At 32.0% G+C, this 13136-nt stretch carries 12 protein-coding genes; 8 read left to right on the forward strand and 4 right to left on the reverse strand.

Annotation, left to right across the window (positions count from 1 at the left end; genetic code table 11):
- Positions 1-21: 21 nt before the first annotated feature.
- Complete coding sequence (locus N5D90_RS14525) at positions 22-1410, reverse strand: hypothetical protein (RefSeq protein ID WP_280063006.1); 1389 nt, start codon at positions 1408-1410, stop codon at positions 22-24.
- 294 nt (positions 1411-1704) lie between these two features.
- Between N5D90_RS14525 and N5D90_RS14530 the strand changes: the two genes are divergently transcribed.
- Together N5D90_RS14530 and N5D90_RS14535 are read left to right on the forward strand one after the other, a co-directional pair.
- Entirely contained in the window at positions 1705-1953 is a 249-nt protein-coding gene (locus tag N5D90_RS14530; protein WP_180906240.1) for a type B 50S ribosomal protein L31, read from the forward strand.
- Positions 1954-2085: 132 nt separating this feature from the next.
- Complete coding sequence (locus N5D90_RS14535; RefSeq protein ID WP_280063007.1) at positions 2086-3258, forward strand: proline dehydrogenase family protein; 1173 nt, start codon at positions 2086-2088, stop codon at positions 3256-3258.
- A gap of 51 nt (positions 3259-3309) precedes the next feature.
- On the opposite strand, the gene N5D90_RS14540 is transcribed toward N5D90_RS14535, so the two are convergent.
- From N5D90_RS14540 to N5D90_RS14550, 3 genes are all read right to left on the reverse strand, one after another.
- Positions 3310-3618, reverse strand: a complete 309-nt coding sequence (locus N5D90_RS14540) for a hypothetical protein (RefSeq protein WP_038335687.1) — start codon at positions 3616-3618, stop codon at positions 3310-3312.
- Positions 3619-3685: 67 nt separating this feature from the next.
- Entirely contained in the window at positions 3686-3997 is a 312-nt protein-coding gene (locus N5D90_RS14545) for a hypothetical protein (protein ID WP_280063008.1), read from the reverse strand.
- An 82-nt stretch (positions 3998-4079) separates the two neighbouring features.
- Positions 4080-4628, reverse strand: a complete 549-nt coding sequence (locus N5D90_RS14550; protein ID WP_280063009.1) for a hypothetical protein — start codon at positions 4626-4628, stop codon at positions 4080-4082.
- Positions 4629-4770: 142 nt separating this feature from the next.
- On the opposite strand from N5D90_RS14550, the gene priA reads away from it, so the two are divergent.
- The 6 genes from priA (at position 4771) to N5D90_RS14580 (ending at position 12520) form a co-directional block, all read left to right on the forward strand.
- On the forward strand, positions 4771-7230 hold the full coding sequence (gene priA / locus N5D90_RS14555; protein WP_280063010.1) for a primosomal protein N': 2460 nt from the start codon (positions 4771-4773) through the stop codon (positions 7228-7230).
- A 102-nt stretch (positions 7231-7332) separates the two neighbouring features.
- On the forward strand, positions 7333-8058 hold the full coding sequence (locus tag N5D90_RS14560) for a DUF3667 domain-containing protein (protein WP_280063011.1): 726 nt from the start codon (positions 7333-7335) through the stop codon (positions 8056-8058).
- Between the two features lie 69 nt (positions 8059-8127).
- Positions 8128-8817, forward strand: coding sequence for an ABC transporter ATP-binding protein (locus N5D90_RS14565; protein ID WP_135836687.1), 690 nt, complete (start codon positions 8128-8130; stop codon positions 8815-8817).
- A gap of 59 nt (positions 8818-8876) precedes the next feature.
- A complete protein-coding gene (locus N5D90_RS14570) occupies positions 8877-10106 on the forward strand; it encodes an ABC transporter permease (protein ID WP_280063013.1) in 1230 nt (409 codons plus the stop codon).
- Positions 10106-11362 (forward strand): ABC transporter permease, encoded by a 1257-nt coding sequence (locus tag N5D90_RS14575; RefSeq protein WP_180906246.1) that lies wholly within the window; start codon positions 10106-10108, stop codon positions 11360-11362. Before N5D90_RS14570 ends, N5D90_RS14575 begins: the two co-directional genes overlap by 1 nt.
- 24 nt (positions 11363-11386) lie before the next feature.
- The gene (locus tag N5D90_RS14580) at positions 11387-12520 is read left to right on the forward strand and encodes an efflux RND transporter periplasmic adaptor subunit (protein WP_280063014.1); all 1134 of its coding nucleotides are present in this window, start codon (positions 11387-11389) and stop codon (positions 12518-12520) included.
- The last annotated feature ends 616 nt before the right edge of the window (positions 12521-13136 follow it).

The raw sequence follows: 13136 nt of genomic DNA on the forward strand, positions 1-13136 counted from the left end.
AATTTTTAGCGCTTTTATTTTTTATTGAAATGCTCCAATTGTAGGAGTTGTGCCTCGTGGTTGTCCATTATAATCTAACGGATATTGTTGCGCAAAAGATATTTTTCCTTTTCCTTTTGCAGGTGATTCGTTTTTCACCGCTAATTTATTTGCAAAATACGCTGTATTTTCAAACATTGGATCTAATGTAATACTTGCCAAGAAATTTGGCGCAGTTGTTACATTTAACGTTGATGTATCTACATTATGAATAATATTGGTATCAAATAAATAATTGAAAGCCGCACCATCTTTTTTATCCAATAAAATAGCATTTGGCGTATTATCATTATAAAAAATACAATTCCCGAATGTTGCTTTAGTTAAAGCCGAAACATTTTTATCATTGTTTTCATTACTCAAGAAAAGTGAATAAGCAGGTCCAGCACCTGTCGCAAAATGGTAATAATTGGCAAAAGTAGAATGATAAAATTCGTACAAACCTCCATATTCTATTGCTAAAGTTGCCAAATTACTATTATTCATCACCAAATTGTAACCTGTAATTGTAGCGTTTGTAGCTAAAATTCCATACGATTGATTATTGACAATTTTAGCGTTACTAATATCTAATTTAGCATTATTTACGTGTAAACCAGTGTCAGCACCAATAATTTTTGCATAATTGATTTTCGATGTACTATTTGGAGCTAATTCGATTTTGTTCCATTGATCAGGAATCGAATCATATTTGTTATCATGACGCGCCGAACGAAATTTCACTTCTTCATTCAAAGCTCCATTTACCGTAAGTTTTGCATTGTTTCCAATCGTTAAACTTGCTCCTTTTTTGAAATAAACTTTTGCACCTTTATCAATTGTTAAATCACTTGTAACCGTTAAATTTCCATCAATTACTTGGGCTTCGTTTACATTCCAATTTGCAGAAGAAATTGTAGCATCTTTTGCATGAATTTTAGCTTTTTCTATCCAAGAAAGTAACTTAATTTTTTTAGAAGAATTGGTTGTTTCGAAATTAATTTCGTCATCGTAAAGTGGATTAAGAGGCGCTTCTTGTGCATTTACTTCAACAAAAATAAATAAACTATCTTTTTTGCGAATCGGCACATTTTCGAAACTTGTTCCTGCTTTTCCGTCTACATTTATATTGAAAAATGAATTATTTCCACGTGTCAAATATATTTTTGGAATTACGCGATCATCATTCTCAGGATTATAAATTTTAAGAAGATAAGTTTCAGATTTAGAAAAATTATATACGGTATCTACGGAAACGGTATCTTTGCTAAAACGCAATTCAGAACTAATTGGATCATAGTCAAAATCATCGCGACAAGATTGAAAACCAATCAAAGAAGCAATACCAAGTCCGGCGATTAATGTTTTTACGTTCATAAAGTTATGATTCATTATATAAGTTTAAACAATAAATAATAGGTTTTATTGTAGATGAACAAAGATAAAAATTAGATTTTTATGAATAGATTCTGAAAAAATAGTTGTACGAATTACTAAAATGTTTATATTTGCACCACGAAAAATGTGTACAAGAAGTGCAGGTTTAATTTTAAGAAGCCCATTACACTCGAAATTAAATTTGCTTAACGTATTGTTTTAAATGTTTTTTCAATAAAATTGATTGTAACATTCTGTAAATAATATTATCTTTGCACTCCAATAAAGTTAACAAAGAAGATTAAAAAAATGAAAAAAGATATCCACCCAACAAATTACCGTTTGGTAGCATTCAAAGATATGTCTAACGAAGATGTATTCATCACAAAATCTTGTGCTGATACTAAAGATACATTAGTTGTTGACGGAGTAGAGTACCCATTAATCAAAATGGAGATTTCTTCTACATCTCACCCATTTTACACAGGTAAATCTAAATTGGTTGATACTGCAGGACGTATCGACAAATTCAGAAGCAAATACGCTAAAAAAGGATAAGAATAGGCAACTATTTGCAATCTTTAAAATATATCAAAAACCTACAAGAATTTCTTGTAGGTTTTTTTAGTTTAATCAGGTTTTAATTATAAATTTGTAACGTTATATTAACACAAAAAATAGTTAACTCACATGTCATTATTCGACAATACACAGTTTGCTTTCGAATCGAAATCAGATAAAGATTTAAAGAAAGCGTATTACTTATACAAGTTAATCGGAAGCCCCGCATTGACAAGTTTTGGAACTAAGTTTTTTAATTTACCATTTGCGGTAAACATCCCATTCGTAAAACCTGTAATTCGTGAAACAATCTACAAACAATTTGTAGGTGGTGAAACAGCAGAACAAGGAGTTGTTGTGGCAAATGAATTATTTAAATATCACGTAAGTTCTATTTTAGATTATTCTATCGAAGGATTAACAGAAGAAAAACAATTTGACGAAGTTCGTGACGTTATGTTACACTTGGTTGATTTAGCAAAATCTAATCAGTCAATTCCATTTGTAGTTTTCAAACCAACTGCATTTGGTCGAATCGAATTATTTGAAAAAGTAGGAAAGAAACAAACGTTAACTGCAGAAGAAGAAAAATCTTGGGCAAATATTCGTCAACGTTTTGAGGCTGTATGCCAAAAAGGATATGATTTGGATGTTAATATCATGGTAGATGCAGAAGAAACTTGGATGCAAGGTTCTGCAGATGATTTGACTGACGAAATGATGGTGAAATATAACACAAAACGTGCATTAGTTTGGAATACGTTGCAAATGTATCGTCATGATCGTTTGGCTTATTTGAAAGAAATGCATGCAAAAGCAGAACGCGAAGGATATTTCTTGGGATTCAAAATTGTGCGTGGAGCATATATGGAGAAAGAGCGTGCGCGTGCGCAAGCCGAAGGTTATCCATCTCCAATTCAACCAAACAAAGAAGCTTCGGATAGAGATTATAATTTAGCGTTAGAATTTATTGCTTCTCATCACGAACGTTTTGGTTTATTCGCAGGTTCGCACAACGAAGAAAGTTGTGAATTGTTAATCAAATTGATGAACGAAAACGGAATTGAGAAAAATAATCCAAATTTTTGGTTTGGACAATTATTCGGAATGAGTGATAATATTTCATTCAACTTGGCGCATTTAGGATACAATATTGCTAAATATTTACCATATGGACCAATCAAAGAAGTAATGCCTTATTTGGTTCGTCGTGCACAAGAAAATACATCTGTTGCAGGACAAACAGGACGTGAATTGATGCTGATCGAAAAAGAATTAGAGCGTCGTAAAAAATCGAAATAATCGTATTTTTATATCAAGCAAAAATCCACTCAATTTGAGTGGATTTTTTAATTAATTATTATTTTTCTTGATTTTAATCTTGCCTTTATGTTCGTGATACATCATACAAGTTGCTTTATTTTCTAACTCTTTGCATGTTTTTTCAAAATCATAAATAACACTTACTGTTTCACCTTCTTTTTTGTCCGAAAGCATTTCATTATTACAAACCAAATAATCCTCTTTATCATCAACACGAATGTAAGTTCCTGTACAATCTCTTACAATTGTTCCTGTAAATAATCGATCGTGTTTGATATTTGTACTACAAGAAGATAGGGCTAAAGTAAAGAGAGTAGTTAAAGTGAAAAGTAGTTTCATATTTTGATAAATTAATAATCATAAATATAAAGTTTTTTATAGTGTAAATATATAGAGTTTAACTATTTTAAAAACTTTTTTTATTAAAATTTAGAATAACTAACATCATCGAATCTTGTAAGGAGGTCACTTGGTGAATAACTTTTGGCGGAAGAATATATTCGTCAAATTCTTTTAGATTGACAATCTCAATTTTCGAGTCAATTTCTATTTCACCTTTCAACATCAAAATTTTTGCATTTACAGGTAATTGATGATCGATTAATTTCAAACCTTTTTTCAGTCCAAAAGCAACAACACGCGTATCATCATTTCTGAAAATGATTTTTATAATTGGTTTTTCCGATTCCGAAATCTGATCTAAAATGGCATGTAGCATAATGATAGTTTTTGAATTCTCTTAAAATTAGAATTAATTCTCTAAACTATCTGAAAATGAAATATTAATAATTTGTGAAATTTTATTTTTTAATTAATGATTGATAATAGATAATTGCAGTTGTATCAATTTCTATTTTCTTTTGAGATGATTTCGCTTGTAATAAGAAATGCAAGTGTAACTCATTTTTATTTGTTAATCCAACGTAGTATAGTTTTGGAAAGGTTTTCCATATTGCAGTTCCATTATTATTCACTTTTATACGAAGATTTGGGTTAAGAGTATCTCTTCCGCTCGCATCATATAATTGTATTATTAGAATATTTTCATACAAAATAGTTTCTACAATGTCATTTTTACTGTTGAATGTATAAACACCAAGTTGATTAATCATCATAGAAGTAGCATATTTCTTCCCCGAAAGAAAAAATGGAATACCTATTATAGAAATTAAAAGAATAAATACAAAACTTGAGAATAAAATGGTAAGGCTAGATGCTTTTCCGTTGTTAGAAACTATTATAATTAGAAACAAAGAGATGATAAGAAAAATGATGAAAGAAATAGTTGTTGTTTTAAATGTATTTGTTTTTGATTTATCTTCAATACTATATAAGGTAGAGGAAGTCATAATTTAATTTTTAATCAAATAAAAGATTTTTATTAATAATATAAAATCCCCAATTATAGCTAAATAAATACAAAACTATTTTCAAAATTAGCTTTTCATTTCTTCTAAAAATCTTCCTAACTTGCTGGTTTAAAATTATAGAATGACAACGAATTATTTTGCCGAAATTATTTTACCACTTTCATTAAATGGAACGTTTACGTATCATCTTTCTGAAATTGATTTACAGCAAATTAAAGTTGGTCAGCGTGTTTCCGTGCCTTTCGGAACGCAAAAATTATATACAGGAATTGTACATTCTATTCATCAAAATGCACCAGAATTATACAAAACAAAGGCAATTCATGCTTTTTTGGATGACGAACCTTTGGTGACACAAACGCAAATTAATTTTTGGGAATGGATGGCGAATTATTATATGTGTTCGTTGGGCGATGTTTTCAGAAATGCTTTTCCTTCTGCGTTAAAATTAGAATCTCAAACTTTTGTTCGATTAATTAATCCAAATTATGAAACAATTGAAGAACTAAATGATTATGAATTTTTAGTTTTTGAAGCATTGAAATTAAGAGAAATCATTTCGGTTGAAGAAGCAGCTTTAATTGTGGATGAAAAATCAGCAATTCCAACACTTAAATTATTAATTGATAAAGGAATTATTCGATTAGATGAAAAACTCAACGAAAAATATACGCCAAAAATTGATAATTATGTCAGGTTACATCCCGATTTAAAAGGAAATGAAGTTGCTTTTATCGAAATTTTAAATCAATTAAATAAAGCACCAAAACAGCGCGAAACTTTGTTGCAATTGATTACATTAGAAACACAATTACAAGAAAAACCGCTAAAAGTGGCAGATTTTGTAAAACAAGGTGCGACAAATGCAGTACTTAAATCGTTAGCAGAAAAAGGAGCGGTCGAAATTTATCAGCATCAAACTTCTCGTGTAGAAGAACAGGAGAAAGATGTAACTGAAATTTCAGAATTAACCTTGAAACAAACTGCTGCTCTAAATCAAATTAAAGAAGATTTTAAAGATAAATCGACTGTTTTGTTGCATGGTGTAACATCAAGTGGAAAGACAGAAATTTATCTGAAATTGATGGAGCAAGTAATTGCGAAAGGAAATAAAGTGTTGTATTTATTGCCAGAAATTTCTGTGACTACGCAAATTGTTCATCGTATAAAAAAGCATTTTGGAGAAAGAGTAGGAGTTTATCATTCGAAATTCAATCAAAATGAACGTGTCGAGTTGTGGCAAAAAACCTTGAATGGGGATTTCGATATTATCATTGGTCCTCGAACAGCGTTGTATTTGCCTTTTGATAATTTGGGAATGATTATCGTCGATGAAGAGCACGAATCGTCTTATAAACAAATGGATGTAAAACCATTTTTTCATGCACGCGATATGGCGATGTTGCTTGGAGGAATGATGAATGCGAAAGTTTTGTTAGGTTCGGCGACGCCTTCGGCTGAAAGTTATTATAATGCGAAAAATAAAAAATATGGTTATGTCGAATTAACGGAGCGTTTTGGAAATATAAAGCTGCCCGAAATTAATTTGATTGACCTCAAAAAAGCGCAAAAGGAAAAAGAAATTACAGAAGATATTTCGCATACACTTCGTGATGAAATTTTCAATCAATTGCATCAAAAAAAGCAAGTCATTTTGTTTCAGAATCGCCGTGGATATGCACCGATTATGGAATGTAATACGTGTGGACATACGCCTGAATGTCCAAATTGCGATGTCAGTTTAACGTATCATAAATTCTCTAATCAACTCAAATGTCATTATTGTGGTTATGCGCAAGCGAAACCTTTGCGTTGTCCAAGTTGTGGTTCGCACGAATTGAATACAAAAGGTTTGGGAACGGAGCAGATAGAACAGCAAGTTCAAACGATTTTTCCTGATGCAAAAGTTCGAAGAATGGATGTCGATTCGATGCGCGGGAAATTTGCTTACGAAAAATTGATTGAAGATTTCGAGAACAAAGAAATTGATATTTTAATTGGAACACAAATGATTACAAAAGGTTTTGATTTTGGAAATGTTAATTTTGTTGGTGTTATTCGAGCAGATTCTTTGTTGAATTTTCCTGATTTTAGAGCGCACGAAAAAGCATTTCAATTGTTAACGCAAGTCTCTGGTCGTGCTGGTCGTCGTCAAGAACAAGGAAAAGTTTTGATTCAATCTTTTCAACCCGAACATCAGATTTTGCAAAATGTCACAACTTATAGTTATGCACCAACGATGAAGGATATTTTGTATGAGCGCAAAGAATTTTTGTATCCGCCTTATTCTCGGTTAATCAAGTTGCGTTTCAAGCATAAAAATAAAGAGCGTTTGGATAAAACAGCAGCTCAATTGGTCGTTTTACTTAAACCAAGTTTTGATGCAAAATGTTTACTTGGTCCAGAAGCGCCTTCGATAGGACGAATCAATAATTTGTATATTACAGATGTGATGATTAAAATTCGACCAAATCAATCGCCTCAAAAAGTAAAAGATTTAATTCAATCAAAAATAGATCAACTGCATACAATTGCGGCTTTTCGTTCAGTGAGAATTGATGTAGATGTAGATCCAGTTTAAAGTTTTTAAAAAACTGAAAATAAAGTTTGCTTTTTTAAGATGTATTTCTAGTTTTACAAAACTAATTATGAAATACATTTTAACTTATTATTTTTCTGAAAAATGAATAACAAATGCCTGAATTGCGAAAAAGAAACACAAGGGAATTATTGTTCGAATTGTGGACAATCCACATCAATACATCGATTTTCGTTAAAACATTTTTTTGTTCACGATTTTGTTCATGGAATTTTTCATTTTGATAAAGGTTTTATTTTTACAATAAGAGAACTTTTTACACAACCAGGTCATAGTATTCGAGAATATATTCAAGGAAAACGTGTAAAACATTTCAATTGTTTTTCTACAATTATTTTGGTTCTGACTATCGAGTATTTTTTCTTGAAGTTATTTCATGTAGATGCAAAAGTATTTTTAACCGATTATACAGGTTTATACAAATTTCAGAAAGATTACTCCAAATTTGTTCCTTTCATAGCCATTCCTTTTTATGCACTTTGTAGTTATTTAATTTTCAGAAAGAGTCAACAAAATTATACTGAAAATCTTGTTTTGAATACATATTTAGTTGGTGGTTGGATGTTAATTAATTTTATACAAAAAGTAGCTTTAACATTTGCTTCTACGATATTTTTAAATCCAATAAAATACATAACAATAGCGGTTACAGTCTTTTATATTTATGTTTTTTACTATCAATATTTTTCTGTTTTTAAATTTAAGTTACCTTTATTCATAAAAGTTATATTTATTACATTGTCCATCTTAACGATTAAACAATTTATTAATGTTACTTTAAATAATATAGGTTTACATTTTTTACATTAATCTTTATTTGTAACATTTTTCTGATAATTTCGACTTATCTGTTATCTTTATTGAAATTTACAACAATCTATGATATCTATTCGAGATTTAAATAAATCCTACATAATGGGAAAAAATAAACTTCACGTACTCAAAGGAATTAACCTTGAGATTGCGGAAGGTGAATTTGTTGCGATTATGGGATCTTCGGGTTCGGGGAAATCAACTTTATTGAATATCATTGGGATGTTGGACGAGCATGATACAGGTATTTATGAATTGGATGGCGTTAGAATCGAGAAATTAAACGAAACTAAAGCCGCTAATTATCGAAACAAATTTTTAGGATTTATTTTTCAATCTTATAATTTGATTGGTTTCAAAAATGTCTTAGAAAATGTTGCCTTGCCGTTGTATTATCAAAAAGTAAAACGTTCGGATCGAAATAAAATTGCGCTTAGTTATCTGGAAAGAGTTGGGTTGGAGCCTTGGGCTACTCATATGCCAAACGAACTTTCGGGTGGACAAAAACAGCGTGTTGCAATTGCGCGAGCGTTGGCTGCAAAACCAAAATTGTTATTGGCAGATGAGCCTACGGGAGCATTGGATACGAAGACTTCGCAGGAAGTAATGCACTTGATTCAAGAAATTAATGACGAAGGTAAAACAATTGTAATGGTGACGCACGAAGATGATATTGCGAATATGTGCAAACGTATTGTTCGTCTGAAAGATGGGGTAATTGTAAGTGACGAAAAAGTAGAACAAGTAAGAGTTTAATGATTTTCGAAATTTAAACTTCGTTAATCATAAATCACAAAGAATCGTAAATATAAAATATGTTTGATACAGACCGTTGGAGCGAAATATGGTCGTCCATTGCAAGTAATAAATTGCGTACGGCATTGTCGGGTTTGACAATCGCTTTGGCGCTTTTTGTGTTTATTACATTGTATGGATTGGGAAATGGTTTGCAGAACGGATTTCAACAAGAATTCTTTAAAGCAAATTCACTAAATATTACCGTTAACGGAGGAACGACAACTGAGCCTTACAATGGTTTCAAACAAGGACGTACAATAGAATTGGACGTAAAAGATTTTGATTTTATAAAACATTCTTTTCCAGATGAAATAAAATCGATTGTAAGTACAATTTCGAAAAGTGATACGATTAGAAATGAAGCGAATTCAGGAAGTTATTCGATTACTGGAGTTTATCCAGAATATGAATCAATGATTAATGAAAACGTAACACTTGGTCGATTTATCAATAAAAAAGATATGGAAAATCAGTCCAAATCAATTGTTATTGGACGATTGGTTGCGCAAGATTTTTTTCCAAATCAAATTGCAATTGGTAAATATTTGCAATTAGGTTCAAGTATGTATCAAGTGGTTGGTGTTTTCGAAAGTAAAGATGGTGGTGATAATGCTGAACGTGCTTTGTATGCGCCTTTTACAACGTTTAGAACGATTTATGCGACGGACAAAGTATCATCGATTATTGTAACACCAAAAGATGGAATGGCTTTGGCTGATATTTCTAAACTAGCAAATGCAATCGAATATAATATAAAAGGTCGACACAATGTTGCGCCTTCTGATTATGGTGGAGTTTGGGTGCGAAATGCAGCCGATGCAATGGAAGATACCAATCAATTTTTCTTGATTCTGACAATTATTGTATTTGTAATTGGTGGAGGAAGTTTGATTGCAGGAATCGTAAGTATCGGAAATATTATGGTATTTAGTGTAAAAGAGCGTACCAAAGAAATTGGTATTCGAAAAGCTTTAGGCGCAACACCAGCCAATGTTTTGGGATTGATTTTACAAGAAGCAATTATGATTACGATTATTTTCGGAGCAATAGGAATTGCTTTAGCGGCACTTGTTGTAGAAAATATTGGTGATAGTTTAGAAGAATATTTTATTTATAATCCAGGCGTAGAAACCAATTCGTTGGTCATGGCTTGTATTATTTTGTTTGTTGCAGGAATAGTTTCTGGATTAATTCCAGCTTTGAATGCAGCACGTATTAAACCTATTGATGCTTTAAGAGACGAATAATGAACTTTATAAAATTTGTTTTTGATCCAGATGCTTGGAGCGAAGTCTACGCGGCGATTCGCAAAAATAAATTGCGCACTATTTTGACGATGATTGGTGTCGCATGGGGAATGTTCTTATTTGTATTATTGTTAGGCGTAACACGTGGTTTGCAAAATGGTTTTGACCGGAATTTAGCAGATGCCGCAACCAATTCGTTATTTGTTTGGGGAGGAACAACATCAATGCCTTATCAAGGATTTCAAAAAGGTCGCACAATTGAATTGAAAATGAGTGATGTTCGTCAAATTCAGGCTCGTTTTCCTCAAATTTCGTTGTTAGCACCTCGAAACTCTAAACCAAATTCAATATTAACTTACGGAACAAAATATAATTTTTACACGGTGAATGGAGATTATCCAGATCAAAACCGAATGTTTGGGAAAGATATTATTCAAGGTCGTTTTATCAATGAAGATGATATCAAAACTGAATCGAAAGTTTGTGTCATCGGAATTGAAGTTGCTGAACAATTTTTTGGTGATAAACCAAAACCTTTGGGGAAAGAAATCAGAATTAGTGATAGTTATTATACAATTGTTGGCGTTTACGACACACCTTCTTCGCCTGTAGAGAGCAAAGATCAAGTGTTTATTCCGTTTACAACATTTCAAAAAATATACAATCAAGGGGAAACGATTCAATATTTAAGTTTGAGTTTGCCTAATAATTATGATATTGTTGCATTCGAAAAAGAATTAAAAACATATCTGAAACAGATTAAAAATATTTCGCCTGATGACGACCAAGGAATTGGAGGTTTTAATTTAGGTGAAATGCTTGGGAAGATTATGAAATTCGTGAAAGGAATGCAATTCCTAGCAATTGTTGTAGGAGGGATGACATTATTTTCCGGTGTTATTGCGATTGCAAGTATTTTATTGATCACAGTTTCAGAACGCACAAAAGAATTTGGAATTCGAAGAGCATTAGGTGCGATTCCTGCTCAAATTCGTGGTCAAATTTTGTTAGAATCAGTTGTTTTAACATTAATTGCAGGTTTAGGCGGAATTATTTTTGCAGCTCTTTTGCTAATGGTTCTCAACGAAGTCATCATTCCATCAAATAAAAACATACCTTTATATAATGCGTCAATTGATTTGTTTACACTTTTTACAGCTTTAGCGGTGATGGTGGTTATGGCAACTTTAGCGGGATTGATTCCTGCTCAACGTGCAATTCAAATCAAACCTATTGATGCATTGAGAGACGAATAACTAAAACTTAACAGATATAAAAGAATGAAAAAATTTCTAAAGATTTTGATGATTGTCGTTTTTATCGGTGCTGTAATCGGTGTGATTGCATATTTCGGTAAAAAGAATAGCCAAGACAATGAAGTTTATGAAACGACAACACCTTTTATGGGAAATATCGAGGTGAAAGCTGTTGCAACTGGTGAAGTAAAACCGTTGGAAACAATTGAAATTAAGCCAAATATTTCAGGTGTTATAAAATCGATTAATGTTGCAGAAGGACAATATGTAGAGCGCGGTCAGTTGATTTGCGAACTGAAAGTTGTTCCTAATGTTCAATCGTTAAATGCAGCTCGTCAGTCAATTCAAGCGGCACAAATTACAGTCGATCAAGAACGTCGTAATTTCAATCGAACATCTACTTTATACAATCAAGGTGTTTTGCCTCGTGCAGATTATGATAATGCAAATGCAACATATAAATCAGCTCAACAACAGTTAAAAGCTGCCGAAAACGATTACAAAGTTGCGCAAACAGGCATTGCTCCTGGTTTGGAAGCTTATGCAACAACGCGTATTACAGCAACTACTTCGGGAATGATTTTAGATATTCCTGTTGAGGTTGGGAATATGGTGCAAGAGATTAATAATTTCTCTACAGGAACGACGATTGCTACGATGGCTGATGTTAAGAAAATGATTTTCCAAGGGAAAGTTGATGAAGCTGAGGTAGGTAAATTGAAGGAAGGAATGAAAATTAATGTATCGATTGGTGCAATTCCGAACAAAACTTTTACAGCGATTCTTGATTTTATATCGCCTCAAGGAGTTGCAACGAATGGAGTAGTGCAGTTCGAAATTAAAGCACCGGTTCAATTAGATTCAGATAATTTTATTCGTGCCGGATATTCTGCAAACGCTGAGGTTGTGACGCAAGAAGCGAAAAATGTGTTGTTGGTAAAATCAGCGCATGTTCGTTATGATGAAAACCAAAAGCCATATGTTGAAATTCTCACTTCTGGTAAAGGACAAGATGCGAAGTACGAAAAGAAATACATCACCCTTGGAATTACAGACGGCGTGAATGTTCAAGTAAAATCTGGCTTGAAAAAAACAGATAAAATCAAAATTTGGAATACAGATTTAGAAAAAGACAAAAATGATAACGGTCCACATTAATAAGATAAAAAAGGAGAACTAAATGTTCTCCTTTTTCATTTCTTTCGAGTCTGTCATTATGAATATAGCTTCAACGTAGTGAAGAATCTATTATTACGCTTGGTTTTGTCCTGCTGAACTTGTTTCAGCATCACATGCAGAATTATAAAGTATAAGCTTTTACTTTATCAAAGAGTTTTTTTATGAAAGCTTAATTATGATGTCATATTAAACTCGTTTCAATATTACATCTATATAATGTATTAACTATATTAAATAAACCATTGTCGCTTTGCGATAATTCCTCCCGAGTAGATAATCACAAAATATCCGCTGCTGCTTTGCTTAATTCAGCAAACCATCACCGTCTAATCATTCCTTGCGGTAAAAACTAAATACGAAACTATCCCCTTGAGGGGATTGTAGGGGAGTTTTTTAAGTTGTGAATAATAAGTTCTAAGTTTCGAGAAACAGAAAAATATACTATATAATATACACAATCCTTTTTAGTGTTCTTATAAATCTCTCGATAAAATTATCTCCACCCAGTCCTGCTGAACTCGTTTCAGCATCACATCCAAATAATCAAAAACAAATTTTCTTATTTTTAACTAAATCGAAAAAATGACCTTTCAAT

Source organism: Empedobacter sp. GD03797 (assembly GCF_029842105.1).
In the GTDB taxonomy this organism is placed as follows: Bacteria; Bacteroidota; Bacteroidia; order Flavobacteriales; family Weeksellaceae; genus Empedobacter; species Empedobacter falsenii_C.

Excerpts from the sequence above, each read along its gene's own strand:
- N5D90_RS14525 (WP_280063006.1), bottom strand. The coding sequence starts at position 1,410 with ATGAATCATAACTTTATGAACGTAAAAACATTAATCGCCGGACTTGGT.
- N5D90_RS14530 (WP_180906240.1), top strand. The coding sequence starts at position 1,705 with ATGAAAAAAGATATCCACCCAACAAATTACCGTTTGGTAGCATTCAAA.
- N5D90_RS14535 (WP_280063007.1), top strand. The coding sequence starts at position 2,086 with ATGTCATTATTCGACAATACACAGTTTGCTTTCGAATCGAAATCAGAT.
- N5D90_RS14540 (WP_038335687.1), bottom strand. The coding sequence starts at position 3,618 with ATGAAACTACTTTTCACTTTAACTACTCTCTTTACTTTAGCCCTATCT.
- N5D90_RS14545 (WP_280063008.1), bottom strand. The coding sequence starts at position 3,997 with ATGCTACATGCCATTTTAGATCAGATTTCGGAATCGGAAAAACCAATT.
- N5D90_RS14550 (WP_280063009.1), bottom strand. The coding sequence starts at position 4,628 with ATGACTTCCTCTACCTTATATAGTATTGAAGATAAATCAAAAACAAAT.
- priA (WP_280063010.1), top strand. The coding sequence starts at position 4,771 with ATGACAACGAATTATTTTGCCGAAATTATTTTACCACTTTCATTAAAT.
- N5D90_RS14560 (WP_280063011.1), top strand. The coding sequence starts at position 7,333 with ATGAATAACAAATGCCTGAATTGCGAAAAAGAAACACAAGGGAATTAT.
- N5D90_RS14565 (WP_135836687.1), top strand. The coding sequence starts at position 8,128 with ATGATATCTATTCGAGATTTAAATAAATCCTACATAATGGGAAAAAAT.
- N5D90_RS14570 (WP_280063013.1), top strand. The coding sequence starts at position 8,877 with ATGTTTGATACAGACCGTTGGAGCGAAATATGGTCGTCCATTGCAAGT.
- N5D90_RS14575 (WP_180906246.1), top strand. The coding sequence starts at position 10,106 with ATGAACTTTATAAAATTTGTTTTTGATCCAGATGCTTGGAGCGAAGTC.
- N5D90_RS14580 (WP_280063014.1), top strand. The coding sequence starts at position 11,387 with ATGAAAAAATTTCTAAAGATTTTGATGATTGTCGTTTTTATCGGTGCT.